Source organism: Microvirga lotononidis (assembly GCF_034627025.1).
GTDB classification, from domain to species: Bacteria; Pseudomonadota; Alphaproteobacteria; order Rhizobiales; family Beijerinckiaceae; genus Microvirga; species Microvirga lotononidis.
This window is the reverse complement of the sequence record NZ_CP141050.1, coordinates 386,063-412,052: the sequence shown is the minus strand read 5'-3', so window position 1 is coordinate 412,052 and position 25,990 is coordinate 386,063. Positions and strand designations below refer to the sequence as shown.

Sequence of the window (25,990 nt, the reverse complement as noted above, 5' to 3'; positions counted from 1 at the left end):
TAGGTCCGAGCCTCTTTCAAACCTGAGAGAAGGCTTCTGCTAAGATAGGTTCACTCGAAGCGTTAGCTCGCCCGTTTCGAAGCTGGCGTTGCATTGCCGCAGTCCATGTCTGTTTGGCCTTCGTGAAGCAGCCATTGGCCAAGGGGCGATGCCTCGTCGGCGCATCCGTATCGGGCGACGTAACTCAGGTGGAGGGGCCGCTGCCAGGCGTCTTCTGTGCGCGGGACACGCAACCACGAGGGCGTGAGCGGCCGATGGTGAGAATATGAGCGCACCAATCCTTCATGACAAAGTCCAGGGCGCAGGATCGCTGGCCTTGGTGTTTCTGCACTATTTCGCCGGCTCCCTACGGTCCTGGGTTCATGTGGCCGGGGATTTGTCCCGCGCACACAGGTGCCTGCGCATCGACCTTCCCGGCTTCGGCCGCTCGCCGCCGCTGCCTGCTTTCAGTGTCGACATGGTCGCTCAAGCGATTGCGCAGCACATCGCGGGCCGTCGTCTTGGTACTTATGTTCTCGTCGGCCATTCCATGGGCGGCAAGCTGGCGCTCGCCTGCGCGGCCGATCCACCTCCCGGTCTCGCCGGCGTCGTCCTGGTGGCTCCCTCACCACCCTCGCCTGAGCCGATGGACGAGAAGGAGCGTGCGCGTCTGCTGGCGACCCATGACGACCGAGCCTCGGCGGATCAAACCCTCCGCACGATCACGCGGCGGACGATCCCGGCAGAGGACGCCGAGATCTGCATTGCGGACAATCTGATGACCTCGGCCGAGGCCTGGCACTGGTGGCTTGCGCAGGGCAGTCGCGAGACTATCGCGGCTCAGACTAAACGAGTGACCTGCCCGGTTCTGGTTTTGGGTGGGAGCGAGGACCCCGTCATCCCGCCTGAGGTCATCACAACCGAGGTCATGCCCCGGCTCGCCAATGCCTCTCGTGCCGTAATTGCAGGCGCCGGACACCTCCTTCCGTTCGAGGCTCCAAAAGAAGTTGCGGGCAACATCCGCACTTTCGTCAAAGAACGATGCCGTGGCGCGGCGGTAAGAGGTACACCGTAGGAAAGCGGGCAGCCCGACGCTGCACATCTTTTCGACGGCTTGTCGGCCCTCTATGTTTCCCTCGAAGGCCAGTTGATTTGTCTAGGTCGGCCAATCGGCCCGATCGCCTTGCTCAAGGGCGCCTAGTGGGCCCTGCTGGAGGCCCGAGATGGCAGCGCCTTGGTTTATGTTCGCGACGGGTATCGAGAACAGCTATCCGACCATCAAGAACGGCGCCGTCCGTGTCGACGAGCTGGACAAGTGCGGCCACTACAAGCACTGGCGGAGGGATTTCGAACTCCTTCAGGAACTCGACATCCGCTATCTGCGCTATGGCCCACCGATCCACCGCATCTGGTTGGGCCAGGGCCGGTATGACTGGAGCTTCCCGGATCAGACCTTCGGTGTCTTGAAGACGATGGACATCGTCCCGATCGTCGATCTCTGCCATTTCGGGGTTCCGGACTGGATCGGAAACTTCCAGAATCCCGAGATCCCGACGCTGTTTGCGGACTATGCGCGCGCCTTTGCGCAGCGCTTTCCCTGGGTGCAGCTCTACACGCCCGTGAACGAGATGTTCATCTGTGCCACCTTCTCGGCCGCATATGGCTGGTGGAACGAGCAGTTGAGCAGTGACACGGCTTTCGTAACGGCGCTCAAGCACATCGTGAAGGCGAACATTCTGGCGATGGCCGCCATTCTCGAGATCCGCCCTGACGCGATCTTCATACAGAGCGAGTCATCGGAGTATTTCCATGCCGACGAGCCTGATGCGATCGGCCACGCAGAGATTATGAACGCCCGCCGGTTCTTGTCGCTGGATCTCAATTACGGCCGCCGCGTCGATTCCGAGATGTACCAGTTTCTCCTCGACAACGGCATGACGCGCGACGAATACCAGTTCTTCATGACGCATCGCCTGCGGCAGCACTGCATTATGGGCAACGATTACTACGTGACGAACGAACACCGTGTCGCTCCCGATGGACGTACATGGGCTGCGGGCGAGATCTTCGGATATGCGGAGATCACCCGGCAATATTACGAACGCTATCGCCTTCCCGTCATGCACACGGAGACGAATCTGGCGCAGGGCCTCAACGGCGACGAGGCTGTAACCTGGCTGCGGAAGGAATGGGCGAATGTTATGCGGGTGCGCAACAGCGGCGTCCCAATCGTCGGGTTCACCTGGTACTCGCTGACGGATCAGGTTGACTGGGATACCGCCCTGCGGGAGGAGAACGGCCGGGTAAACGCTCTCGGCCTTTACGATTTGGACCGGAACATCCGGCCGGTCGGCAAAGCCTATCAGCTCCTGATTCAGAGATGGCGCAGGGTTCTGCCGACACAGAGCGTCTGCCTTACCGTTCCGATCATTCCACCGAGCCAGTTTGAGAGCGCGCATGCGGTCTCTCAGCAGGAAGCGGCCCGGAACCTGAGTCAGGCTGCCCCTACGTCGCCAACCATGGCGGATCATGCCGGCTGAATGTGCGCCTTCGCCACCTGCCAGCGACAGGCCTCTGCATGGCCTTCCCCTGCCGCCGGCGCGGCTGCACCCTGACCTGTACGTGGCGGAGTTCGTCGGTACGGCCCTGCTGGTTCTGGTCGGCGTGTCGGTGGTTATTCTCATGTTTGGGCAAGGCAGTCCGGGGGCAAGACTGATCCCGAGCGAAGGCTGGCGCCTGTTTCTGACCGGCGGCTTGTTCGGTTCGGTCGGGGCGCTGATCGCGGTTTCACCGATCGGCCGCATCAGCGGCGCGCATATCAATCCTGCCGTGACGGTCGCGTTCTGGCTGGAGGGCAAGCTGGCGTGGCGTGATGCCACCTTTTACGTCTTGGCTCAGTTCGCCGGCAGCGTTATCGGAGCTTGGCCTCTTCTGAGCTGGGGGCGCATGGGACGAAGCGTGGCGTTTGGTGCGCCGCAGCCGGGAGTTGGCATTCCCGTCTGGGCCGCTCTCCTCGGGGAGGCAGGAGTGACGTTTCTGCTCATCCTGGCGATTTTCACTATGGCGGCACATCCCCGTACCCGTAGCTTCACGCCCTTGGCCCTGCCGGCCGTGCTCTCGGTGTTGGTATGGTTGGAGGCTCCCCTCTCTGGGGCCAGCGCAAACCCGGCTCGGTGGTTCGGACCTGCCCTGATCGCCAGGGTCTCGATAGACCCATGGATCTACATCGTTGGGCCCTCGCTTGGAGCCGTCCTGTATGCCGGCTTCGTCCGTCTCGGGTCTGTGCGCCTTCCCCGCGTCAGAGTCGCGCGATTATTCCACTTCAACATTGAGGCTTGACAGCGTTCCGGCAGGAACAGTCCGCGCCGGGTCAGGAACCGAGATTCCCTGTGCTTTCGGAACGTCCGCTTTGAGTAGAATTGATGCCTTCGAGCTTAGGTCTCAGGCATGCCAAGTGCCGACATTTTCACAGACAGAAAGCTATCACGCGCAACCTTTCAGAAGGCCAAATTCCAAGCTTTCTTGGTTTGAACCGGCACTTCGAACAGGATGGCTTGTCTCTCCTCTCGAACTTCCGGACCAAAGGAGCGCCTCGGCAGAAGTCGGACAACGTAGTAGACCAACGCCGCTTCGTACATCTCATCACGGTCTCAGGCCGCGGCCGAGCATGCAGCCCGGCAGAAGTATCATCCGAGTGCGTCAAGCAGGCGCCTCGCATCCTGCAGGTCGGCAGTGTCGAGTCCCTCGGTAAACCAGTTGCAGACGGGAGCAAGAAGATCGCGGGCTTCGCTGCAGCAACCCCGATTGTTCCAGAGCTGGGCAAGGCTAACGGCAGCGCGCAGCTCCCAGGCTTTTGCCCTCTGCTCGCGAGCCCTTTCAATCGCGAGCAGCAGGGAACTTTCGGCGGTACAGCGCGTGCCCGAGGGAGCGGCTAGTAGGACGCGGCCCCTCAGATGGAGCAATTCGGCCTCGCACCATCCCTCGTGGTGCTGTCTTACGTCGGCGATGGCTTGATCGAGCAGCTGGGCACCGTCGGAGGCTCTGCCGATCCCCGCCAGCACCTCGCCAAGCACGCCCCTCGCATAGGCATGAGTCACCCGCGTGCCGATAGCATCCATGCGAGCCAAACCCTCGTTAATCCGAACGATAGCCTGGGTGGCGTGCCCCTGCTGGGCCAAAAGCCAGCCCTCCTGTGTCGTCGCCATTGCAATCCAATAGGGATACTGCTGTTCCTCGGCAAATCGGAGCGCGCGGTCGATCGCCTGAGCTGCCCCGGCTCCGTCGCGCTGGATGATCATCAACCAGGCAGCCCAGGTCAGAACATAGGCTTGGCTGAACGGGTGGGCGAGTTCGTCCGCCAGGGCGAGCGCATCCCGCATTCGGGCCGCCGCCTGATCGGGGTAGCCGAGGAGCCACAGCACTGCGGCGCCGCGACAGAGGCAAATTGGACCGGGATCCTGCCCATAGTGTGCGAGGTGGGCTCTGTGCTGTCCGGTCCGGTACATCCGGACCGCCACCATCAGGTGCCGGCGCGCCTCGGTGAGCTCGCCGCGCCAGTGATGGGTAATGCCGGCGGAGTATTGCGCTTCAACCTGCAGGACAGGGTCTCGCGCGCGCCTAGCCAGCTCCAGAAGCCGCTGGCTCAGCGCAAGCCCGGAGTCGAGGTCAGCGCGAACCGCCGCGTAGATCGTGAGGCCCAGCAGAACCGGAAAGGCATTCACCTGCCGCTCGACTGTCTCGCAGAGCAGTCTCGCGCGGGAGTAGACTTTCTCGACCTCCGGGCTGGAATAACCACTTCGGGCAATCAGGACCCGACCGAGCACCGTCAGCAACCGAAGCTCCGCCTGCCTGCGTCCGGCGTCGGCTGGAAGTTGGTCAATAAGGCCGAGCGCCCTCCTGAGGTGGTTCTCGGCCTCCTGATTTGCCGAACGGTTGTTGGCACGCTCGCCGGCGTGCTGCCACCAAGCGATGGCCTGCATAGCCAAGCCCGCGGCTTCGTAATGCTGGGCCACCGTTTCCGGCTCCCGCTCGGCGATCCCGGGGAAGCGCTTCTCCAGCAACCGGGCCACCCGGGTGTGGAGTTGACGGCACCGGGCGCGCAGCAACGTGGCGTAGACCGCATCCCGCACCAGGGCGTGCTTGAACGTGTAGATCGCGTCCGGTGGCTGACCACGCACGAACAGGATTCCCGCTGACACCAGCCGGGCTAGAGTGCTCTGTAGCTCTGCTTCATCGCGCCGGGCGACGGCGGCCAGAAGTCCATACGAGAATTCCCGCCCGATGACGGCGCCGATTTGAGCGGTCTCCCTGACGCCCGTCAGGCGATCGAGGCGAGCCATCAGAGAATCCTGGAGGGTGTCTGGCAGGGTGAGCACTGGATCGGACACCCGTGCGCTGCCAGTCGCCGGCTCCGAATGGTGAGCCTCCAGGACGGCCTTGGTCAGCTCCTCCGCAAACAGCGGCACCCCGTCGGTCTTGTCGGCAATCTGTTGCATCGTCCGAGCAGGAAGACCCTGGCCGTGGGCAAGGTGGGCCACGAGCGCACGCCCTTCCGACGGGCTGAGTCGGTTCAGGACCAGCATGACCGCGCAGTCAGAGCGGGTCCACGGCGGCACGAATTCCGGGCGGAACGTGTAGACCGCGAGGACAGGGAGCGTGGGCAGACGCTGAACCACGCGGCCCAGAAACTCCAGGGTCGTCGGATCGGCCCAGTGAAGGTCCTCGACGATCATCAGCATGGGCCGAATGGCGGCAAGCCTGGCGAGATGCTCGATAAGAGCCCAGAGGGTCACCTCCTTTTGCCTCTGCGGGCTTAAGTTCAATGGCGGATAGCGCCCCTCTGTCGGCAGAGAAAGAAGGGCGGCCAGCAGGGGAGTGCCCGTTGCGGCTTGACCTTCGGGTCGGGCCAGCAGCCGTTCCAACTTGTCCAACTTGACATCGGGAGGGTCGTTTGAACTGAAACCTGCCAGCCGCACGAGTTGCGTTGTCACTGGATGCAGGACGCTCTGCTGATGAACGGGCGAGCACTGGTAGATCAGGCAGGTATGGGACTCTTGCGCCAATCGATCCTGAAGGGCCTGCGTCAGGCGCGACTTTCCGACACCCGGTTCGCCGCCAATCAGGGCAAGGCGGCCGGTGCCGCCTTTAGCCTGGGTCCAGAGCTGGCATAACTGCCCCAGTTCCCGCTTGCGCCCGACCAGTGGCGTCGGGTGGCCTGCCACCCGGGCTGTAAACCGGCTTGCCGCAATGCCATCCCCGAGAACGCGCCAGGCCGGGACAGGAAACGCGAACCCCTTAAGCTCGTGCGTGCCAACATCGTGGAATTCGAATAGCCCCCCGAGAAGCTGTCGCGTCGCCGCGCCGACGACGATCTCGCCGGGAGCCGCGAGGGCCTGCAGACGCGCAGCCAGATTAGGCGCCTCCCCAATTACCGCCTCTTCCCGTGCGGCCCCCTTGCCGACCCGATCACCAATAATCACCGGTCCGGTGGCGATGCCGACCCGGCAGGCAAGCCGGGAGCCATCTGGGGCGGTCAGCCCGCCGATCGCCGCTACGAGCGCGAGGCCGGTGCGGACAGCCCGTTCGGCGTCTTCCTCGTGAGCGTAGGGCCAGCCGAAATACGCGAGGATCCCATCACCCATGTATTTGGCAACGTGCCCCTCGAAACGCCGGATCCTGTCCGCCGCAACCTGCTGGTATGTCCAGAGCACGTCGCGCATGTCTTCAGGGTCCAACCGGCTCGCCAACGCAGTCGAGCCGACGAGATCGCAGAACAGGATGCTCAGATGGCGGCGCTCTGCTTCTTTCGGCATTGGTCGCGAAAGGATCGGCTTGGCGGCACGTGGTGTCTCCAGGTGTTTCGGGGCCTTGAAGGCAACGATTGCCCGAAGAAGCCTCTTGCGGTGGCCAAGAGTAACGCCGAGCTCCTTGAAATCGGCCTCGGTCAGGTCGAGCAAGGCATCGGCATCGATGTCATGGCTGCGAAAGATCTGAACATACCGTTCCAGACCCATATTCCGCAGCCACGCCTCGAGATTCATTGTGCCCTCCACCTCTTCCTTCGCAGAGAGGCCCAGTACCTCGTCCAAGTTCTCAATGTCCGGCTTGGATCAAAGAGTAACGATCAGCAAATGAAATAGAGATCCGATCACCGCCTCACGAGCAGACCAAAGCGTTTCGTCCGAGATGTTCCAGAATGCAGCCTTTCGGTTTTTTCACCAGGAAACGCTATTGGCGCTTCAAGGATCTGCATGCGGTTTTCCGCCCAAGAGCACTCGGGAACAGACTACAATCAATGGCGCAGCTCTTGGGATTGTCGAAGGGGCAAGCAGCAGCAATCGTCATCCCATTCTGACGCGCACGGCATCCAGCCTCCAATCTCTTTCGCCAGAACCTGCATCCTCGGCAATGAGTTCATCAATGAAGGCGCGGAAATGCGGATTGTGCCGATTCCTGATTTCGCTCCAACAAGCCCGCGCGCCGGGAGACGCCATGACGGCCTTGTTGCTTTCGCGGATGCCGGACCAGTGCGGCGCATGGATTGTGCGGATTTCGCTCTGCACGTAGACGTTCTCCGCTCGACGCAAGAAGCTGAGCAGCATGAAGCTGTACTGCACCCGCTCCGCCTCATTGAGCGCGGTAAAGTCCCGCCCGGCCCGGATGTAGAGATCGACCAGCGATCGGTCCCGCGCGATATCGAAGGAGATTGAGGCGAAGGAGTTCACTACCTGCTGGAAGGTCGAGGCCCGCACGGCACGAGTGTTCTCGCGAATCTGGATGGAAAAGATGATCAGCGTGAAGATGACGCCGATACCGCTGATGGTCGTAGCAAGCCAGGCAAAGTCCTGCAATGTCATGGCGAACCCCATGGCGTTCCATCTTGACGCCGAGCGATAGCGCTCACGGTCGAGCACAGCTCCGGCGAAGGCCCGCGGCACTTCCTGAGGCAGATTGCGCTCGTGCTGATCCGGAGCGCAATCTGCCCGAGAACTTACTGGCATAGGCATTGGTGTCCTGATCATTGCGCCGGCCGGATGTTCTGGTTCATCCGGAATATGTTGCGCGGGTCGTAGCGCCCCTTGAGCTCGGCCAAGCGGCGGTAGTTCGCCCCATAGATCTTCTCGACCCGGTCGGTCTCATCCTCCGGCATGAAGTTGACATAGGCGCTGCCCGTTGCGAATGGCTCCGTGGCCCGGAACAGCTTCCGCGCCCATGCGATGCAGGCGTTGTCGTCCTTGCTCTCGCGCCAGCGGGTGTGGACATTCATGACAAAATGCGCTGAGCGCTGCGGGTAGGCCGTGGCCTCCGGCGCAACCCGGCTCATGGCGCCGCCGACATGGGCGATGAACAGCTCGCATTCGGGGCCTGGCAGCGTCCGGACTGCCTGGGTAATCACATCCAATGCGCCGTCCTGGAGCGTCTCAAAGTCATGGCTCTTCCAGTAATTGCGCGCGCCCGGGGTCAGAAGTGGGTCGAAGGCCGCCTGCCAGTCGACAAGCCGGTGCGGCCCGACGACATCCGCGATGGGATGGCCCAGCAACCGGAGTTCCTTCGTGGCCTTCTCACCCCCGGCGGGATCGCCCACGTAGCACATGGCAAGGATCATGACCGCACGCCCGTGCCATTCCGGCGGCAGGAATGGAAGCGGCGGGGCCTGGCGCATCACCACCCAGCACGTGAGTTCCTCGGGCGCATGGTTCACAGCCTCGCGGTAGGCTCTGAGCAGCGCGTCCGCCTGATCGAAGGAGTGCACCACAAGTCCGGAGAGAACCTCCGGCCCGACCGGGTGGAGATTGAACTCAAAGGCAGTGACGATCCCGAAGTTCCCTCCTCCGCCCCGGATGGCCCAAAACAGGTCCGGGTTCTCGTTCGTGCTGGTCCGCAGGAGCCGGCCGTCCGCGGTGACCACGTCGGCCGAGACGAGGCTATCGATGGTGAGCCCCAACTTGCGGGTCAGCCACCCGAACCCGCCGCCCAGCGTCAGGCCGGAGATCCCGGTCGTCGAATTGATTCCGCTGGGCAGGGCGAGCCCGAAGGCCTGGGTTTCCCGGTCGACATCGTTGAGTTTCGCACCGGGCCCGACCCAGGCGCGCCGGGCGGCAGGATCGACCCGGACGAAGTCCATCGGCGAGAGGTCGATCATCAGCCCGCCTTCGCAGACGGCGTTGCCGGCGATGTTGTGCCCGCCCCCGCGCACGGCGACGACCAGATCGTGCTCGCGCGCGAAGTCGACCGCGTGCATGACATCAGCCGCTCCATGGCAGCGGATGATCAGTCCCGGCGAGCGGTCGACCATGCCGTTCCAGATGCTGCGTGCCATGTCATAACCGTCCTCATCCTTGACCAGGGCCGGCCCGCGCAGGCCACCCTTCAGGGCGAGCAGCGCCTCGGGCAGAATCGCCATCGTGCGGCCGTCGATCGTGGCAATGGAAAGCGTCGTCATCTGAGCGTCCTTTCATGTGCAAGGTGCGTGCCTCATCTCTCGGTGGGCATGCGTCGATCATCCTCCCCCGGGTCGATCGTCAGGGTTCGGATGTCGGTGAGCACCAAATCCGGATCGAAAAAGTCCAGGCTGTAGATGTTGCGGATACGGCCTGAGGGGTCGATCAGGAAGGCACGGAAGATATGATACAGCGGTCCGCCTGCCGCGCCCGGATCGGGCTTCGCGTCGACGGCCTGGTCGTAAGCGGCGAGCACGGGCGCGAGCGCGGCCCAATCAGGCGCCGTCAGGAAATGCCATGGGGGGGCGTCGGCTTCGGTGGAACGCCAGCCTGCCGCGTATTCCGCCATGGCGCTGGGCGTGTCATGGTCCGGATCGAAGCTCATTGAAACGAGGTGCATGCGTCCGGCAAGCTGCCGGTCCTTTATGGCCAAGTCCTGAAGCCGAGACATCTGCAGCGTCGCGGTCGGGCAAATGTCTCCGCACCGCGTGTACAAGAATGCCAGAACCGTGATCCGGCCCCGGAGAAACTCCATCAGATCATGCGGCCGTCCGCTCTCGTCGAGGACGCTGCCCCCGGCGGCGGATCGAATGGCCGGCAGCAGGTAGGATCCGGGTTCCGGCAGCGGAAAGGCATAGCCGGTGCCCGGACCGGCGCTTTGCTTGGGGCCATGCGGATCATGAGCCGGCGCAGCCACAGGCGCGGCACAGAGCGTGACGAAGAGCGCCAGTCGGGCGATGGCAAATCCGCGCATTGGATCCTCCTATGCTGGGTCAGGCGGGACGCGTCCTCCCGCCTGCAGGAGGTCAGCTGGAATAGAGGCTCGCCGAGCCAAACGACATCATGTGCGGGCGCCCGAGCCCCTCGCGCAGGAAGTCGATCTCGAATCGCGGCGCCAGTTGCTTCCCATCCCAGGTGTAGGCCTTCAGGAACTGCTCGTTGTCAGCTCCGGTTTTGTCCCAATTGGCCAGGAGCGAGCTGGTGTAATAGAGCCGCTTCCCGTCCCAGCTTTGCGAGACCATGTTGACTTGGCTGCCGATCTTCTGCTCGTAGATCTGCTGCGGCTTGTGCGGATCGGAGACGTCGAAGACCCGGGTCATGCCGTCCATGAAGCTGTCGACGAACAGCGTCCGGTCGTCGGCGCTCAGGCTGATGTCGACGGGCAACGGCAATTTCGACGGGTCGCCAATATCTGCAACCGTCTCGGCCTTCCACTCTCCATCTGCTGACTCGTACACGAGCCACAGCTTCGAGGTCAGGGCCGTCGAGGTGAAGGCATAGTTGTTGTAGGGTCCCGAAGCCCACCGGATCTCCAGCGGGGCGCCGGGAACGTGGAACACCTTTTTCGGCATGCGCGCATGGAAGTCCCACAGGACCATGGTCTGACCGGTCCGCTTCAGAGCCTCCGGGTCCTTGGCGACCTCGCCGAGCGGGCGCATGTAGTTGTCGAGCCCGGTGAAGGACGAGGTGAGCAGGACATTCTTGCGGGGAAGAACGCGAGCATCGTAGCCGTAGCCGTCGGCAATCGTCTCCACGGCCGCTCCCTGCGGGCTCTCGGTGGTCGGCATCCAGTGCGTGGTGATGTACTGCCCGTCGTTGGTATACTCGACGAGCCCTGTGCGTCCGTCCCGATGGGTGTTCGACAAGCCCGGGATCAGCATGCGTCCAGGCAAGGCATAGGCCCCGTGCGGTCCTGCAACGCCGCCGCTCCTTTCGACGAAGTCGTTGATGGTTTTGACCAGCTTGGGGTTGGCGGGGTTGCTTGCCACATCGAAAATGTGAAGCTTGCTGTCGGACAGGCTGGCCGCCCAGAAGGAGCGGCGGTCATCCGTAAATCCGCCGTGGTGAGCCTCGCCGCGCCCGCCGACCGATTCCGTATCGATCACCCTGCCGAAGGTAGGCGAGTTCTTCCGCACATCGACCGTGACGAGCTTGTCCATGCCGTCGCCGACCCCTTCGACACCGAGGGTCCAGACGTAGACGAATTCCTCCTCGCCAGTGATCTTGGCCATGTAGGGCGACAGGCACGTCTCATCGGCCCGGGCCAACGGACCTGTCAACACTGTCCATAAAACAGCTGCCGTGCCCAGGAGCAGTGTTCGATGTAACCGGTTTCGGCATGGCCGTGCCAATGATTCCCGCGCCAGAGGAGATATCGTCATCATGGTCTTTTCCCTCCTTCGACTTACTGCCACGCAGGGACTTGGAATGGCGAGTAAGCGATGGTGGATGGATTGGCTCCATGCTACGCCAAGCCGGCCTTCCCCGGGCTGGGCGATTATGACAAACTGGAGGGGCAAAGCCGCCAGGGAGAGTTTCCGATGCTCCGTGTGGCCGTTCTGTTTCTCAATGGCGGATGCGCCTCGACGGCTCTTCTGCCGATGGAGATCTTCCGCAACGCCGGTGTACTCTGGAACCTGCTGGAGGGCCGGGCGCCGGTGCCACGCTTCCGCGTGACGACGGCCTCGGTCGGGGGCGAGCCGGCCGTCACGGACAAATTGGTCTCGCTGACCCCCGCCTGTGCCCTGGAGAAGGTGGAGCGCCCCGATCTCGTCTTCGTTCCCGCTGGCGGCCTGCCCCTCGAGACGCTAGTGCACACGGGTTACGTCATCGACTCCGTGATCGAGAGCAATGCCGGGGTCGTTCCCTGGCTGCGCCGCTGGGCGGCGGAGGGAACGAAGATCGCCGGCGTATGCTCTGGGGTGGCTCTGCTGGCGGAAGCTGGCCTCCTCGACGGCAAACGTGCGACCACCCACTGGGGGCTGGCCGACGTCTATCGGCAACGCTTTCCCGCTGTGGATTGGCAGCCGGACTACCTTATCACCGATGCCGGCGATGTCTTCTGCGGCGGTGGCATCAACTCGGCGGCCGACCTGAGCCTGTATCTGGTCGAGCGGTTCGGCAGCCGGGATCTCGCTCTGGAATGCGCCAAGGCTCTCCTGATCGAGATGCCGCGCACCTGGCAGGTCGTCTTTGCCGATGTGGCGCTCCGCACGGATCACCACGACGAAGGCATCCGGCATGCCCAGGACTGGCTCCGCCAGCACTGCCAGAAGCCCATCAGCATGGATGCTCTCGCCATGCGCGTCGGCATGAGCCCACGCAACTTCCTGCGGCGTTTCAAGGATGCCACGGGGCATACCCCATTGAGCTACATCCATGCCCTGCGGGTCGCCATGGCCAAGCGGCTCCTGGAGGACGGGCAGCAGACGGTCCAGGAGGTGAGCCAAGCTGTCGGCTACGATGACGTGATGTTCTTTCGCGGCCTGTTCAAACGCCACACGGGCGTGTGTCCGACCGAGTATCGGACCCGTTTCGGCACGCTGCCCATCGCCAGACCGGGCAGCCGGCCTGTATCCCCGAGAGCCCCGCGCATGCCGACTGTTGCACGGCGTTCAGTTGGCCCCCAACGAGACCTCTGATCTGCTCCTCCTTTACAGACCGTAGCCATCTCCTTGCGACAGCCGTGCATCTGGAGGTCTTGGCAGAGGAAGAAGAGCGCCGGGCTCGGAACGGCGCTCCCGTTCGGGTCCCCGTCCACGCGAGGAATAGACGCCCGGACTTCCGGTAATCATGTGAGCCGTTCAGCCTGGGCGTGCGAGGGTCTGCTTAGCAGCCGGTACCTGCCTTTGGCTCTGTGTCGGGGCAGGCTGCCGGCAGCCTCGCATTCCTTAGACGATGTCCCAGGCCCGATAACGCCGCCGGCCAGTCAGCTCCCGCGGCAGGGCACCTCCCAACTGCACCAACATTAAGTCGACAGCTTTGGGCGTAACCTTCAGGAGTTTGGCCGGTAGCGTCAGGTTAACCGGTAGGTGACCGGAAAGAGGCATAGAGGAGGGATGAAGAACACGCGTCATTCTCCTTATGCTCGCCACCGCTTTCCGGCCGCGGTCATCAGCCATGCCGTCTGGCTGTACTTTCGGTTCCCGCTCAGCCTGCGGATGGTGGAGGAAATGCTGGCCGCCGCGGGATCCTGGTCAGTCATGAGACGGTGCGACAGTGGGCGCTGAAGTTCGGTCAGAACTTTGCCAACCAGATCCGCCGCCGTCTTCCGGCAGCCGGTGACAAGTGGCACTCCGACGAGGTTGTCATCAGCATTGCAGGCCGAAAGCACTGGCTCTGGCGTGCTGTCGACCAACATGGGATCGTGCTCGACATCCTGGTCCAGAGCCGCCGCAATGCCACAGCAGCCAAGCGGCTGTTGCGCAAGCTGCTCAAGAAGCAAGGCATCGCACCGCGCGTGATGATTACCGATAAACTCGCAAGCTACGGCGCGGCCAAGCGAGCTATAATGCCGGGTGTCGAGCATCGGCAGCATAAGGGCTTAAACAATCGACCGGAAAACAGCCACCAACCGACCCGAAGACGCGAGCGCATCATGAAGCGCTTCAAGTCAGCCGGTCAGGCTCAACGCTTCCTTTCAGTCCACGATCAGGTGGCCAACCTCTTCCGCCGTTCCGCCAACAGCAACGCCGCTGAACGTCGCGAGGCCCGCTCACAGGCCTTTACTGCCTGGCCCGAGGTGACAGGCGCTGCCAGGAGCTTCTGATCTGGCGATTCAGGGACGCGCTTTGCCCTCAGCTCGTTAATTTGACGGTGCCGGTCAAGACCTACAAGGACCTGCCGCACGGCCTGTGCCAGACCCATCCCGAGATCGTGAACCCGGAGATCCTGGCCTTCCTTCGCGGGAAGGACGTGAAGGCAAGCGACCAAGCGGCGTGAACTGAGTCTGCGGGGCCGGCTGCCTTGGCGGCCCCGCACAAAGTGTCCATACGTCGGCCATCGAAACCATCAGGGAGGGCCATCCCAATAGCCAGTTTCGGGGACTTGTCTGTCGAGTGCCTTCTTGACGAATTCCACGGAATCAATGGCCGCCCCCAGTTGGGCGCGAAACTGCTCGACTGCTTCTTTCATCGGCAGCGGCAGGTCTCCCCAGTAGTCAATCACCCGGCTCATTGCTTCTTCGACGGTTCTTATCATGTCCTCGATTGCCACTTCACGGTAGGTTCTCGCCATGGCGCTACCCCCTCAGCTCCCGAACGCGGCCGTCAGTTCCGTCTCTTTCGTGTCCACCACCGCCAACCGCGAGGAGTTTGGTCGGTTGCGTCTCGCTGGCATTAGCGCTGACGCACTGGCATCCGTACTCGACACAGAGTCTTGCCCCGTTTTTCTCATCCAGCCATCACTTTGCCGGCACGAGCGCTGGAGCACCCTTGTCCTTGATCAGGAACACCAGGAACTTCGCCGGGTTAGTAGCGCTCGCGTTCCGGTCAACGACGTGAACATCGTCCGGGCCTTCATAGAAGGTCTGTCCTGGTGTCAGCGTTACTTGCTGTCCACCCTTCAGCTGCATCACAACGGAGCCCTCCAGGACGTAAACAAATGCATGTGCATTGTGTCGGTGAATAGCGCTCGACCCGCCGGGCGCATGTTCGACGGTGATCATCAGAACTTCCCTGCCGGGATTCTCCGCAAGATCTTTGGACATGAGCGGGGCGACCTTCGGCTCCTGAGCCGTCGCCGTGCCGCTCATGAGGCATAGCAGGGCCAATGCAATGAGTTTGATCCTCATCGTCGCCTCCATCATTCGTCGCCTTGGCTCACCTCCTGCCAGGGAGCTCCCCGGGTCTATCTCCAATGCAGGTCAGGCTGCCGTCCGTGAACGGCTGATCCACTCGTCGAGGCGGATGCGGCCGAGGCGCGCCTCTCCCAATGGCACGAGCGAGTGCTCCTCGACCCGGCCGCCCCAGTAGCGGGCCTCAGGGTCGCTCACGACCTCACGCGGGTCGCCGAGCGCCTTCAGGTAACAGGCGACGATTTCGTGGAACGGCGCCCGTTCCGGGCCGGCGATCTCGACGATGCCGTTTCGCGGCGTCGCAAGCGCCACATCGGCAACGATGGCAGCCACATCGTCCGCCGCGATGGGCTGGAACAGGCCGGGTGATAGCCTGATCCTGTTTCCATCTGCATTTGAATCGGCGATGACGCGGAGGAACTCCAGGAACTGGGTCGAGCGGATGATGGTGTAGGGAATGCCGGAGGTCTCAATCAGCTTCTCCTGGGCGACCTTGGCGCGGAAATAGCCGTTGTCGGGCGCCCGGTCCGTCCCCACGATGGAGAGCGCGATATGATGCCGGACGCCGGCTGCGACCTCCGCTGCGAAAAGATTGCGGCCGGAGGTCTCGAAGAATTCCAGCACCGCCTTGTCTTCAAACGAGGGCGAATTGGCGAGGTCGATCACCACCTGTGTACCGGCCATGGCCTCCTTGAGCCCCTCGCCGGTGATGCTGTTGATGCCGCTTTGCGGCGAGGCGGCGACAACCTCATGGCCACCTTGGCGCAGAATGGCGACAGTCTTCGAGCCGATCAGGCCAGTGCCGCCGATGACCACGATCTTCATGACTACCCTCCCTTGTCGACGAACGGCGATCTCTTGCGCCACTCTGCAGCCCGGGGAGATGCAAAACGTAGTGCTTCAATGTCGGGAGCATGCGCGGCTCAACGCTTCTGATACGGGTGGAAGATGTAATCCTTCGCCTTCACAGCGACATGGCACGCGTGTCCGCAATCCGAGGGGCTGGGATCGGCCGTGAACGCGTCGGACACGGGTTCGTAGTTGAACAGTGCATAGCCCCATCCGCCGCTGTCCGGAAATCTCTTGCTGTCCTTTTCGATGACGAAAGCCTGGGTGAAGACATCCGGCACGTCCACCACGAAGGGAGCCTCCGTGCTCTTCTTCGGCTTCCACTGAAGCTTCGCGATCCTGGAGCCATCCGGGAAGGGCTGGCCGTTGCCCGGAACGCCGGCCTTGTACGCCGCGATCATGGTCGGGTTGGCGACGATCACCTTGAGCACTTCGTCGGTTCGGGCGGACGAAACCACCGCCCAATCCTCGTATCCTCTGAAGTCAGAGAACGCAATTCCGCTCGGCGATGTCAGCGCGTGTTTGTCCTGCGCGGCAACGGCCGTGCCCAGGGCAAGCACGGCCGTGGCTGCGGCAAGTGGCTTGGAGAGACGTATCTTGGCGAGAATGGTCATTGATCGTCCTCCCTCGATGGCCGCCGGCTCACGAAAGACGTGAGATCCAGTCGAGTGCCGAAAAGCTCGGCATGAACAGATCCTCGCCGCGAAGGACGTTGAGATCGTCGAGGACGACCTGAAGGGCGGAATCGAAGTTGCGGTCCGGAGCTTCGATCCCCAGATGATAGCGGACGAACTCCATCATGAGGCGGCCCCCCGCCTGTCCGGGTTCAACTCCACTGAGAACATCTCCAATCATAGCACAAATGCCCGTGGCATGGGAGCCTGTGAAACAAAATGGGCCGCCTTCTGGCGACCGAAGTGCCGATACCGGAACGGTGGAGTCGAAGGCACCCGGTTCGCCACGCGGCATTGCCTGCACCGGGTTCATAAAGGGATGCCGAGAACGCCGATGGCGATTCAGTTGTCCTCACTGGGAGAGCCAAATGGTCATGCCCGGCTCAAGGTCTTCACCGCCGGTCGACGGCTCAAGCCGCACCAGGAAGCTATTGAGATCGTGATCGCCAACTGCTCTTGCGGCTCGCCAGGTGGCGAATTCTCCCAACGGCCGCAGTTCGGTGACCTGCGCCTCGATGGGATGCCCAAGGCTCGTCTGCAGCGAAACCCTTCCGCCTATAGTCAGATCGCCGAGAGTGTCCTCGCGCAGGGTGAACGTGAACCACGGCGGCCCGTCGGCTTCGATGGTCATGATAGGTTTGCCCGGCGACAGGATCTCGCCGGGCTCGGCGACCAGGACGCGGACCATGGCGTCGACCGGGGACCGCAGCGTTGTCTTGTCGAGCTTCGCCTGAAGGTCGTCTACCGTTGCCAACGCCAGAGCGACCCTCGCATCGGCCAGACTGCGTTCTTCCGCCGTGGGTCCCGCATTCGCCGCCGCAAACTGCGCCCGCTTGAGATCGAGATCGGCCTGTGCCTTGGCGAGCGTTGCCCTGCTCTCGTCGAGCTGCTGACCTGTGGAATAGCCTCGCAACGATAACGTTGTCGCGCGGGCACTTTCCTGTTGCGCCAGGAGCAGGTTGGCCTCCGCTGTCCGGATCGCCTCGGCGGCAATGGCCACTTCTTCGGCCCGGACGCCGGCGTAGACATGGTCCCGCTCAGCTTTGGCCGCAGCCGCGGCGGCTTTCGCTTCTTCAACCGAGGCCGCCACTTCCGGATTGTCGATACCGGCCAGGACATCCCCTTTGTGGACATGCTGGCCTGGCCGGACCGCAATCGAAACGAGCCGTCCGTTGATCTCAGGGGCGACGTGGATTTCGGTCTTTCGGACCAGGCCAGGGTTCGTCGCACTGGGCTTGGACCCCTGGGCGTGAGCCGCGAGAGATTCCAAGCTTCCGAGTGCCACGGCAGCGACCAAAGCCAACTTCAGCGGTAGCCTAGATCCGGGGAACATCGGCCCTCCCCGCATGCTGACAAGCCACGATGTCAGGATGGCCAGGACGGCATAGAGCGTGGCCAGGATCCACAGCCGGGACCAGTCGCTCGACACATCGGCCAGGGTCGCTCCCATCTGGTTCAGGCGCACGAGCCCGTCAATTCCCGATGTACTCGGAAAGGCCCTGCTCGCGATTCTGAGACTGTTGGGAATGGCTTCCAACGGCCAGGACACCCCCACCAGGAAAAACAGCGGCAGGCTGATGGCAATGAGAAGCAGGACCGCCGTTTCGCGGCGCCTGAACCATGCGCCGACGAACTGTCCCATGAAGCTCACAGCAAGAATGAACGGGATCCCGAGGGCTAACACCTCCGGCACACGGCCGACGGCCGTGAAGCCATAGGCCCGCGGCAGGACAATAACGTAGAGAGCGAACCCCGGCAGCGCGAGAAGGAGATGCGCCAGGCCCTGCCCGAGCACCGCTGCGGCCATCCCGCGGCGGCGGCGGGCTCCAAGCCCTCCCTGCTCGAACGCAACGCCGCCGAGCGTCGCGGCGCCCATGAGCAAGGTTTGCTGCAGGATCAGGATGAACGCAGCGGGGACGATGTAGCTGCCATAGCCGCTCGTGGGATTGAACAGCGGCTGGTTGAGGACCTCCACGGGAGCGCTCTTGACCAGGGCCGCTCGATACAGACTGCCGTCGGAGCGTGCACCCCGAGCGATCAGGTCGGACGAAACCGCGCCCGTGGCCTCCGAGATGCCCTGCACGGCGCGATTGTAGAGGAGGAAATAGGCGGAATCGACATAGGCGGGCAGCCGGGCACTGTTCCCCTTGAAGACCTCCCGTTCCGCACCGGCCGGGATGCCCACGATCCCGAACACCTCACGTCTCCCGAGCGCCGCCTGCGCATCCGCCAGCGTATCGGCACGGACAGCGACCCGGATCGCTTCGTCGGCATCCAGCATTTGAATTAGCAATCGGCTGAGGTCGGATGTATCATTGTCCACGACGGCGATCGGCACCTTGCGCAGCAATTGGCCGAGGTAGGGCTGGGGATAAAGCAGGCCATAAATGATCGGGGCGAGAACCATCAGACCGAACACCCCGGGGTCCCGAAGAACACGCCCGTACTCGGTCGAGAAGGCGCCGACAACGCCTGCCTGATCCGGGGCCTCACGAACAACCTTGTCGGGAGCATTCGGGATCGGAGCTCGAGCGACAGTGCGCAGCCTGAGCCAGGCCACGCCGAAGTAAATGACGACCAGCGTGCACAGCACCATGAACGGTTCCACCGTGTCCCGCGGTGGCACGCCGCGTGCGGCCTGATCGAACAGGATTTGAATGTACCAGCGTAGAGGCAGCAGCGCTCCCCAGGCGCGGCCGAACGTTCCCATCCCCAGGATTGGAAATCCCACGCCGGCAAATCCGAAGGCGGGCGAGCAGATGATGCCTGTCAGCGCGAGACCGAGAGCGAGGTTTCTGACGAGAAGCTGGAGGAGCGATCCTAGGGCGAGATAGGCCACGATGAGGAGACACGCGGCCGCCCCGACCAGGATCGGATCACCCCGGAAGGGAATCTGGAACAGGCCATGAATGATGCCGAGTTCCACGGCCATCATGACGATGAAGATGCCGAAATAGGGAGCCAGCTTGCCAACGAGCGCAGTCAGCGGACTGCCCCCCGCGGCATCGATCCACTCTCGCAGGTTCCGCAAGCGAAACTCCGAGCCGACGGCATAGCCTCCGGCGATGGCCGTGATCACATGGAGGACCGTGGGGAGAACCGCCCGCAACAGGAACTGGACATAGTTGAGCGCGGGATTGGTCAGGACATATTGCTCCACGACGAGTGGGCCGGGCGTGAAGGTCCCGGAGCCGTTGCCGCCCTTCGGCAGCGTCGCGACGGCCGCGGCGATCGCCGCCTGCAGCCCACCCGACGCGATATTGCCCGGCGTGTAGTACTGCTTGTTGTGGAAGATCACGATCTGCGGGCGTCGTCCGGCGAGAATATCGCGTTCGAAGTCCTGCGGGATGTAGACCGCGGCAATCGCCTCGCCCGACCGGATCGCACGCATCGCACCCGTGAGATCGGACGACCGAGAGGTCACATCGACCGTCGGAGCCGCATTGATCGCCTGGACGAAGATCATCGACGTCTGGGACCGGTCCTGATCAACGACGTCGACCCGCAGGTTCCGAATGACCGCGTTGCTGAAGGTCGCCGCCAGCAGGGTGAACGCGAGGAGCGGAATTCCGACGACCAACAGCAGCGCGACGCGGTCATGGGCGATCCAGACGACCTCGCGGATCGCCACCCGCAGAATGCCGGGCCTGACGGTAGCCATCACCGCTCCCTGGGCCAGTCGACATACACGCTCATGCCGGGACGCAGAGCGGCAATCCTGTCGACCGGATAGGCCCGGACCTCAAAGGTCCGGAGATCAAAGTCACCGGTCGCGCGTGTGGCACGCCAGCCGGTATATTCCCCGCGCGTGGCGATCGTCCGTATCTCGACCGGCACCGAGCTGTCGCCGAGGGCCGGGACCCGCACCTGAAGCCGGTCGCCGACCTTGACGCCTTTGACGAGATCCTCCCGCAGATCGAACCGCAGCCACACATCGCTCAGATCGATCAGAGACAGGAGAGGAACTCCGGGGGAGACGAACTCGCCGAGTTCCGCGCCGATCTGATAGACCTGCCCGGCGATTGGGGCCTTGACGGTCAGCTCGATAACCTGGGCTTGCAGCGTCGCGATGGCAGCCTCGGCCTTGACGACATTGGCCTGGGCGACTCCGCGCTCCTCGGCGGTATAGCCTGCCACGGCCTCCTCATAGGCGAGCTTCGACCGCTCGAGACTTTGTTTGGCGACGTCAAGGCTCGCCGTTACCTCGTCGAGCCTCTGGACAGAGGCAAACTCGCGAGAGGTGAGCTGACTGGTGCGATCATAGGTCTGCTGAGCGAGGGTCACGTTCGCCTGGTCTGCGGCGACGGCAGCCTTGCGCTGGGCGATGACTTCGGCCCGCGTGCCCACCTGAATTCGGGCGAGGTCCGCCAGGGCGACCGTCTTCGCGGCCTCCGCCTCCCGCAGCTTGGTGAGAAGCTGCGGGTTGTCGATGGTGACGAGGACCTGCCCCGCCGCGACGCTTTCGCCCCGTGAAATCGGACGCGTCTCGACCCGCCCCTCGACGCGGGCCGCAATGTCGATGCGTGTCGCATCCGCCTCTCCCTGCACCAACAGGGGTTGCGGCTGAATCAGATACCAGAGTGACAGACCGACAATTGCCGCGACGGTCACCGACACAACAAGGGCGGCGGCCTTCGGAGCCTTGGGTGGCGCCTCGGGGGGTGAAGCGGATGGTGACGGACCAGCGACCGAGGATGGCGCAGCTTCGTCCCGCGCGGGTTGAGGAAATGGTGCCTGCTCATTCATGCGAGCATCCTCGCTACTGCATGAACCACCCATGGCTGACCACAACCGTCTGGCCGGTGAGCGCGTTCGATGGGAAAGCCGCCAGAAAGACCGCTGTTTCCGCTACGTCCTGCACGGTCGTGAACTCGCCGTCGACGGTCTCCTTCAGCATCACGTTTTTCACGACCTCCGCCTCCGAAATGCCGAGCTCGCGTGCCTGCTCCGGAATTTGCTTCTCGACCAACGGCGTGCGCACGAAGCCTGGGCAGATCACGTTGGCGCGGACCCCGTAGGCTGCACCCTCCTTCGCCACGACCTTGGCCAAGCCGACTAGCCCGTGCTTAGCAGTGACGTAGGGCGCCTTCAGGGGCGAGGCCTCCTTGGAGTGCACGGATCCCATGTAGATGATGCTGCCGGTCTTCTGCTGGTACATCTGCCGCAGGGCGGCGCGGGTGGTGAGGAACGCCCCATCCAGATGAATGGCAAGCAGCTTCTTCCATTTGGCGAAATCGAACTCCACGATGGGAGCGACGATCTGGACCCCCGCGTTGCTGACCAGGATGTCGAGGCGCCCAAAGACTTCGATCACCTGCCTCATACCGGCTTCGACCTGCTCCTCATCGCTGACATCCATGGCAACCCCGAGCGAGCGCTGGCCGGTCGGGTCGATGGCACCCGCAGTCTCATGTGCCGCCTTCGGATCGAGGTCGGCGATGACCACTTTCGCCCCCTCCTGTGCGAACATCAGCGCAATTTCCTTGCCGATGCCGCTTGCTGCTCCCGTGATGACAGCCACTTTGTCCCGCAGACGGCTCTGGCGGGAACCGCTCGCGGCGGGCGAATCGGATAAAACTTCATTTCGTAAGTTCATGGGCTCTTCCTTTCTGCCGAGACGGCTCGGATCCAGCCAAGTAGTCGTGAACGACCTTGCCGAGCCCAAGCGTCAGATCGGCGAGGATGTGGGAGGCCGAAACCACCTCTAGCACCGGCAGCTCCGCCAATGGCGCCAGCGCGTGCGACCATAGCCTTAGGGATGCTGGACCAGTCCAGGCCCCTTTCAGGTCGATATCCTCCAGGTAATATTCGACGAGTTCGCAGATGCGTGGAGTACCGTCGACATGCGGGATGATCTTGAGGAGGTAATTCGGCTCCTGAAGCGCAGCCTTCACGCTTGTGAGATCGGCCGCCCGGTGCTTGTAGCCCATCGTGGCGGTCGCGATGCGCATCGGGCCATAGTCGAGCGTGCCGACCAAGGTGTCGATTTCCGCACGGAGGATAGGATTCGCAAGCTTCTTGGGAAATCCCCACAGCTCGCGCCCGCCGGCAATCGGTGGGTGATCGTTGAGGAACATGCAGTGGCTGTAAGCGCCCTTGCGGCCCCGGAACGAGACGGGGATGACCTGTCCGCTCTCGGTGTAATCGCCGAAGCCGGTCGAGTCAGGCATGCGGATGAACTCGAACTTCACCAGCGGCTCGTCGATCTGGAGCGGCTCCGGGACAAGTTCGCGCAGCTTCTGTGGGTCGGTCCGGTAGGTGATGATGAGATACTCCCGATTGTGGAAGCGATAGGGCCCGATCGGAAAGGCGGGGCTCGTCAGAGGCATCGCGAAGGCTCTGGTCCGAACGGTGTCTTCGTGCATGGGTCAGTCCTCCAGTGTGGATCGAGTGGCTCATTCGTGGGGCGGCAAGGCAAGCGTCCTTGCCCCCTGGGCGCATTGATTCCAGTACGCAACGCAGACTGAACTGCCTGACTGTCTCGCAGCCTGCCTGCTATTCCCGCCCGTCAACTGCAAGATCGAATGTGCGGATTCCATCCTGGCCGTCAGGCCGCTGGAGCACTTCGGGGTGACGCAGCGTGCGCCGGGCGTCCTGGTAGCCAGCCTTCCAATGCTCTTCCATGGTCCGCCGCGAGAACTCGTAATCCCTTGACTCACCCTCGTAGTTTTTCGAGCGATAGATCAGCTGGATCAGGCTATAGACCTTCCTGTCGGCGACCGTTTCCAGGAAGTTCACCTCGGGATGTTCCCGAAGAGCCGGCGGCAGGTCATCCAGCAGCCGCGCGATCGAATTTCGTACCTGCTGCAGACTGCGGAAGTGGTCGGTCGTGGCGCGGGTGCGGCTGGAATACTGGATCTCCTTCTGCCGCGTTGCCACGGCGGAGATATCGCGCGGAAACTCTCCTCGTGCGCTCCACAGATCGACCTGGAAGGCGAGCGTGTCTTGGCGCGTCCGCAGGACCCATTGCAGCGGCGTATTCGAGACCAGGCCGCCGTCCCAATACTGCTCGCCCTCAATCTCGACGGCGGGGAACCCTGGCGGCAGTGCACCACTGGCCATGACATGCTCCGGACCAATGACATGTCTCTCGTTATCGAAGTAGACGAAGTTGCCCGAGCGCACATTCACAGCACCAAGGCTGAGATGGATTTCGCCCGCGTTGATGCGGTCGAAATCGATAAGCCGTTCCAGCGTCGCCCGCAGCACGCTCGTGTCATAGAAGCTCGTGGCTTCCAGGCAGCCCGGCGGATGTAGGAACGGCCCAGGGACACGCAGGTTGAAGAACCCCGGTGCACCCTCGAACAGCGAGTAGAGCGCGTTGATGTTGTTGGCGATCGAGCGCCCAAGGTCGCCGCCATCGGCGTGAATTTGCTGAAGCAGAGAGAAGACCGGTATCCAGGGCTTGGCGGTGACTCCTTCCCAGAATGACCGGAGCTTGTCCACCCGCGCCTCGGGCGGATTGCCCGCGATAATGGCGGAGTTGATCGACCCGATGGAGATCCCGGCGACCCAATCCGGTTCAAGCCCTGCCTCGGCCAACGCCTCATAGACCCCGGCTTGGTAGGCTCCGAGCGCACCCCCGCCCTGCAGGACCAGCGCAATGCAGTCAAAGGGCGGTCGATCACGCACGCGTCCGCCTGCCCTGATCGCTCGCGCGGAGCGGACTGCCCCTATGCCACATGCCGTCGACTGGGCGTGCTCGTTCATGGCGTCGCTCCAGGAGAAAGTCTCGAACGATTAACCTCACGCGCGCTTGCGTCGGCGCGGTTCTGAACTGTGACAGTGTGCGATACGCCAGTCGGCGGGGCACTTGCTGATACAAGACCCGGACAGACTCCAGTCACCACGACGATGCGCTTGAGCATGGGCTCCTCCTTGGGCTTCGCGGGCCAAGGGGTACAGGAGCGAGGTCGATCGTTTCTGCCGATCAAAAAGGGAGGCTCATCGTGAGCCTAAGCCCTACGCCATACTACCCCATCATAACGCCGATGCCCATCGCTCCGCAAGTTTGCCTTGCTAGAGGCAATCTGGCATCTCGTTCCCACCTGAACCTTTGCCGTGCGGGTTCGGCGCGGCGTTTGCAACTGGGCCGGCGGTTTTCCAAGACAGGACTGCTCAAGTTCATTGCGGAGGCTACCACCTCGTCGGCGGCCTCCAGTATGGGATGGTGGGGCAGCCAGTGAGAGGATCCATTCTAGAAGCGGCAGCCAAGCTTGATTGACGACAGTGCAACGAAGCCGAGATCACAGGCGACACTGCCGCCCCACATTTCCTTATGCTCCCCTGTGCGCCACAACAAAACCCTGATGTCGGCTCAATCTTGAGCTGTCGATCTCGCCCCTATCGTCTTGGTCAAGAGCGCCGCAGAGGCCGGACGGCTCCTCTGAGGTGAGCTGCGGTCACTCCTTGTTGCGTACGCCTCACATTCCGCCTTGAAGCTGGGAGTCCTCGCTCCCGTTGCAGCAGGAGGCATCTATGAGGATCAGTACCTTCCTGACCCGACTGATCGTCCTGACCGTCGCCGTGCCCAGCCTTGGCTGGGCGCAGGACCAGACTGTGGAAACCCAGGTCGTGGACGCGATGAATCAGGTGTTCGGCAGTCATCCTGGAATTCGCGCCTTTCACGCCAAGGGTATCGTCGTCGAAGGCAACTTCAAGGGTACCCCCGATGCTGTGGCGCTGAGCCGGGCGGTTCTGTTCGATGGCCGCACGATCCCAGTGACAGTGCGGTTCTCGGATTCCAGCGGCCTCCCGAGCATTCCAGATGGCTCGGATGGTGCCAATCCGCATGGCATGGCGCTCAAATTCCACCTGCCGGATGGCAGCGAGACCGACATGGTGACGAACTCGCTCAAGGTCTTCCTGGTGCCCACCGCGGCCGACCTGCGCGATTTCTTTCTTGCCATTGCCGCCAGTCCGCCTGAGGCTGCAAAGCCGACGAAGCTCGACCAGTTCGTTGCCAGTCATCCCACGATACCGGCGGCCCTGGCCACGATCGCGACGCCGGACAGCTTCGCCCATGAGGAATATCGTGGCCTCAATGCCTTCGTGCTCGTCAACAAGGCCGGCGGGCGCCAAGCGGTGCGCTATGTGGTGACGCCGGAACAGGTGGTGCATTTGAATGCAGCGGAGGCAGCCAAGCAGCCCCCGGACTTTCTCATGACGGAGTTGCCCGAGCGCCTGAACCGTGGACCAGTCATCTTCCATCTCAAGGCACAGCTCGCTGCGGCCGGGGATCCTACAAACGATCCTGCACGACCCTGGCCCGACGACCGCAGGGTGGTGGAGCTCGGCATCCTGACGCTTGATAAGGCAGTTCCGGGCAGCACTGAAGCCGAGAAGAAGCTGCTGTTTCTGCCAGGCCAGCTCACCGATGGAATTGAGGCTTCGGACGATCCGATGATCGACGTGCGAGACAGCGCTTATGCCGTATCGTTCTCGCGCCGCACGCCCTGACCGAGTGCGCGTCC

22 protein-coding genes and 1 pseudogene are annotated in these 25,990 nt (G+C 62.9%); 7 read left to right on the top strand and 16 right to left on the bottom strand.

The genetic code is table 11. From position 1 onward, the window contains the following. Positions 1-265 precede the first annotated feature (265 nt). The 3 genes from U0023_RS31595 to U0023_RS31585 all read left to right on the top strand — a co-directional run bounded on the left by U0023_RS31595 (position 266) and on the right by U0023_RS31585 (position 3,318). Positions 266-1,054 carry an alpha/beta fold hydrolase gene (locus U0023_RS31595; protein ID WP_040638126.1) on the top strand — a complete coding sequence of 263 codons (789 nt, stop codon included), beginning with the start codon at positions 266-268 and terminating at the stop codon, positions 1,052-1,054. A 148-nt stretch (positions 1,055-1,202) separates the two neighbouring features. Then, positions 1,203-2,519: a family 1 glycosylhydrolase gene (locus U0023_RS31590; RefSeq protein WP_009490291.1), complete on the top strand. Its 1,317-nt coding sequence runs from the start codon at positions 1,203-1,205 to the stop codon at positions 2,517-2,519. Continuing rightward, positions 2,509-3,318, top strand: a complete 810-nt coding sequence (locus tag U0023_RS31585) for an MIP/aquaporin family protein (RefSeq protein WP_009490294.1) — start codon at positions 2,509-2,511, stop codon at positions 3,316-3,318. Before U0023_RS31590 ends, U0023_RS31585 begins: the two co-directional genes overlap by 11 nt. 347 nt (positions 3,319-3,665) lie before the next feature. Here U0023_RS31585 and U0023_RS31580 read toward each other — a convergent pair whose 3' ends face one another. From U0023_RS31580 to mtoX, 5 genes are all read right to left on the bottom strand, one after another. Further along, complete coding sequence (locus U0023_RS31580; protein WP_009490295.1) at positions 3,666-7,019, bottom strand: AAA family ATPase; 3,354 nt, start codon at positions 7,017-7,019, stop codon at positions 3,666-3,668. A gap of 300 nt (positions 7,020-7,319) precedes the next feature. After that, positions 7,320-7,979: a hypothetical protein gene (locus U0023_RS31575; protein ID WP_154660963.1), complete on the bottom strand. Its 660-nt coding sequence runs from the start codon at positions 7,977-7,979 to the stop codon at positions 7,320-7,322. Between the two features lie 17 nt (positions 7,980-7,996). After that, on the bottom strand, positions 7,997-9,382 hold the full coding sequence (locus U0023_RS31570) for an FAD-binding oxidoreductase (protein ID WP_245272895.1): 1,386 nt from the start codon (positions 9,380-9,382) through the stop codon (positions 7,997-7,999). Positions 9,383-9,453: 71 nt separating this feature from the next. Further along, positions 9,454-10,173, bottom strand: a complete 720-nt coding sequence (locus U0023_RS31565) for an SCO family protein (RefSeq protein ID WP_009490301.1) — start codon at positions 10,171-10,173, stop codon at positions 9,454-9,456. Between the two features lie 52 nt (positions 10,174-10,225). Then, positions 10,226-11,584, bottom strand: a complete 1,359-nt coding sequence (gene mtoX, locus U0023_RS31560; protein ID WP_009490303.1) for a methanethiol oxidase — start codon at positions 11,582-11,584, stop codon at positions 10,226-10,228. 156 nt (positions 11,585-11,740) lie between these two features. Between mtoX and U0023_RS31555 the strand changes: the two genes are divergently transcribed. After that, positions 11,741-12,841, top strand: coding sequence for a GlxA family transcriptional regulator (locus U0023_RS31555; RefSeq protein ID WP_154660964.1), 1,101 nt, complete (start codon positions 11,741-11,743; stop codon positions 12,839-12,841). A 249-nt stretch (positions 12,842-13,090) separates the two neighbouring features. Here the strand turns inward: U0023_RS31555 and U0023_RS31550 are convergent, their stop codons facing one another. Beyond that, complete coding sequence (locus tag U0023_RS31550) at positions 13,091-13,249, bottom strand: helix-turn-helix domain-containing protein (RefSeq protein WP_280940669.1); 159 nt, start codon at positions 13,247-13,249, stop codon at positions 13,091-13,093. 9 nt (positions 13,250-13,258) lie between these two features. On the opposite strand from U0023_RS31550, the pseudogene U0023_RS31545 reads away from it, so the two are divergent. Then, positions 13,259-13,968: pseudogene (locus U0023_RS31545) on the top strand (IS6 family transposase). A gap of 47 nt (positions 13,969-14,015) precedes the next feature. Next, complete coding sequence (locus U0023_RS31540) at positions 14,016-14,141, top strand: hypothetical protein (RefSeq protein ID WP_280940666.1); 126 nt, start codon at positions 14,016-14,018, stop codon at positions 14,139-14,141. Between the two features lie 69 nt (positions 14,142-14,210). Here U0023_RS31540 and U0023_RS31535 read toward each other — a convergent pair whose 3' ends face one another. The 10 genes from U0023_RS31535 to U0023_RS31490 form a co-directional block, all read right to left on the bottom strand. After that, positions 14,211-14,435 (bottom strand): hypothetical protein, encoded by a 225-nt coding sequence (locus tag U0023_RS31535; RefSeq protein ID WP_009490311.1) that lies wholly within the window; start codon positions 14,433-14,435, stop codon positions 14,211-14,213. A gap of 166 nt (positions 14,436-14,601) precedes the next feature. After that, entirely contained in the window at positions 14,602-14,991 is a 390-nt protein-coding gene (locus U0023_RS31530; RefSeq protein ID WP_009490313.1) for a cupin domain-containing protein, read from the bottom strand. Between the two features lie 72 nt (positions 14,992-15,063). Further along, on the bottom strand, positions 15,064-15,819 hold the full coding sequence (locus U0023_RS31525) for an SDR family oxidoreductase (RefSeq protein WP_009490315.1): 756 nt from the start codon (positions 15,817-15,819) through the stop codon (positions 15,064-15,066). A 98-nt stretch (positions 15,820-15,917) separates the two neighbouring features. Then, positions 15,918-16,457: a cytochrome P460 family protein gene (locus tag U0023_RS31520; protein WP_009490317.1), complete on the bottom strand. Its 540-nt coding sequence runs from the start codon at positions 16,455-16,457 to the stop codon at positions 15,918-15,920. A gap of 28 nt (positions 16,458-16,485) precedes the next feature. Then, complete coding sequence (locus U0023_RS31515) at positions 16,486-16,644, bottom strand: hypothetical protein (protein ID WP_154660965.1); 159 nt, start codon at positions 16,642-16,644, stop codon at positions 16,486-16,488. Positions 16,645-16,869: 225 nt separating this feature from the next. After that, complete coding sequence (locus U0023_RS31510) at positions 16,870-20,178, bottom strand: ABC transporter permease (protein ID WP_009490321.1); 3,309 nt, start codon at positions 20,176-20,178, stop codon at positions 16,870-16,872. Further along, positions 20,178-21,263, bottom strand: a complete 1,086-nt coding sequence (locus tag U0023_RS31505) for an HlyD family secretion protein (RefSeq protein ID WP_009490323.1) — start codon at positions 21,261-21,263, stop codon at positions 20,178-20,180. Before U0023_RS31505 ends, U0023_RS31510 begins: the two co-directional genes overlap by 1 nt. Before the next feature lie 13 nt (positions 21,264-21,276). After that, entirely contained in the window at positions 21,277-22,113 is an 837-nt protein-coding gene (locus tag U0023_RS31500) for a 3-hydroxybutyrate dehydrogenase (protein WP_009490325.1), read from the bottom strand. Next, positions 22,097-22,882 carry an acetoacetate decarboxylase gene (locus U0023_RS31495; RefSeq protein ID WP_009490327.1) on the bottom strand — a complete coding sequence of 262 codons (786 nt, stop codon included), beginning with the start codon at positions 22,880-22,882 and terminating at the stop codon, positions 22,097-22,099. The genes U0023_RS31500 and U0023_RS31495 overlap by 17 nt, the downstream gene beginning before the upstream one ends. Before the next feature lie 130 nt (positions 22,883-23,012). Further along, on the bottom strand, positions 23,013-24,227 hold the full coding sequence (locus U0023_RS31490) for a patatin-like phospholipase family protein (protein WP_009490329.1): 1,215 nt from the start codon (positions 24,225-24,227) through the stop codon (positions 23,013-23,015). 768 nt (positions 24,228-24,995) lie between these two features. Between U0023_RS31490 and U0023_RS31485 the strand changes: the two genes are divergently transcribed. Then, entirely contained in the window at positions 24,996-25,976 is a 981-nt protein-coding gene (locus tag U0023_RS31485; RefSeq protein ID WP_322883905.1) for a catalase family peroxidase, read from the top strand. The last annotated feature ends 14 nt before the right edge of the window (positions 25,977-25,990 follow it).

What these genes read in the sequence shown, in the direction of transcription:
- U0023_RS31595 (WP_040638126.1), top strand. Translation starts at nt 266, where the DNA reads ATGAGCGCACCAATCCTTCATGACAAAGTCCAGGGCGCAGGATCGCTG.
- U0023_RS31590 (WP_009490291.1), top strand. Translation starts at nt 1,203, where the DNA reads ATGGCAGCGCCTTGGTTTATGTTCGCGACGGGTATCGAGAACAGCTAT.
- U0023_RS31585 (WP_009490294.1), top strand. Translation starts at nt 2,509, where the DNA reads ATGCCGGCTGAATGTGCGCCTTCGCCACCTGCCAGCGACAGGCCTCTG.
- U0023_RS31580 (WP_009490295.1), bottom strand. Translation starts at nt 7,019, where the DNA reads ATGAATCTCGAGGCGTGGCTGCGGAATATGGGTCTGGAACGGTATGTT.
- U0023_RS31575 (WP_154660963.1), bottom strand. Translation starts at nt 7,979, where the DNA reads ATGCCAGTAAGTTCTCGGGCAGATTGCGCTCCGGATCAGCACGAGCGC.
- U0023_RS31570 (WP_245272895.1), bottom strand. Translation starts at nt 9,382, where the DNA reads ATGGCGATTCTGCCCGAGGCGCTGCTCGCCCTGAAGGGTGGCCTGCGC.
- U0023_RS31565 (WP_009490301.1), bottom strand. Translation starts at nt 10,173, where the DNA reads ATGCGCGGATTTGCCATCGCCCGACTGGCGCTCTTCGTCACGCTCTGT.
- mtoX (WP_009490303.1), bottom strand. Translation starts at nt 11,584, where the DNA reads ATGATGACGATATCTCCTCTGGCGCGGGAATCATTGGCACGGCCATGC.
- U0023_RS31555 (WP_154660964.1), top strand. Translation starts at nt 11,741, where the DNA reads ATGCTCCGTGTGGCCGTTCTGTTTCTCAATGGCGGATGCGCCTCGACG.
- U0023_RS31550 (WP_280940669.1), bottom strand. Translation starts at nt 13,249, where the DNA reads ATGCCTCTTTCCGGTCACCTACCGGTTAACCTGACGCTACCGGCCAAA.
- U0023_RS31535 (WP_009490311.1), bottom strand. Translation starts at nt 14,435, where the DNA reads ATGGCGAGAACCTACCGTGAAGTGGCAATCGAGGACATGATAAGAACC.
- U0023_RS31530 (WP_009490313.1), bottom strand. Translation starts at nt 14,991, where the DNA reads ATGAGGATCAAACTCATTGCATTGGCCCTGCTATGCCTCATGAGCGGC.
- U0023_RS31525 (WP_009490315.1), bottom strand. Translation starts at nt 15,819, where the DNA reads ATGAAGATCGTGGTCATCGGCGGCACTGGCCTGATCGGCTCGAAGACT.
- U0023_RS31520 (WP_009490317.1), bottom strand. Translation starts at nt 16,457, where the DNA reads ATGACCATTCTCGCCAAGATACGTCTCTCCAAGCCACTTGCCGCAGCC.
- U0023_RS31515 (WP_154660965.1), bottom strand. Translation starts at nt 16,644, where the DNA reads ATGATGGAGTTCGTCCGCTATCATCTGGGGATCGAAGCTCCGGACCGC.
- U0023_RS31510 (WP_009490321.1), bottom strand. Translation starts at nt 20,178, where the DNA reads ATGGCTACCGTCAGGCCCGGCATTCTGCGGGTGGCGATCCGCGAGGTC.
- U0023_RS31505 (WP_009490323.1), bottom strand. Translation starts at nt 21,263, where the DNA reads ATGAATGAGCAGGCACCATTTCCTCAACCCGCGCGGGACGAAGCTGCG.
- U0023_RS31500 (WP_009490325.1), bottom strand. Translation starts at nt 22,113, where the DNA reads ATGAACTTACGAAATGAAGTTTTATCCGATTCGCCCGCCGCGAGCGGT.
- U0023_RS31495 (WP_009490327.1), bottom strand. Translation starts at nt 22,882, where the DNA reads ATGCACGAAGACACCGTTCGGACCAGAGCCTTCGCGATGCCTCTGACG.
- U0023_RS31490 (WP_009490329.1), bottom strand. Translation starts at nt 24,227, where the DNA reads ATGAACGAGCACGCCCAGTCGACGGCATGTGGCATAGGGGCAGTCCGC.
- U0023_RS31485 (WP_322883905.1), top strand. Translation starts at nt 24,996, where the DNA reads ATGAGGATCAGTACCTTCCTGACCCGACTGATCGTCCTGACCGTCGCC.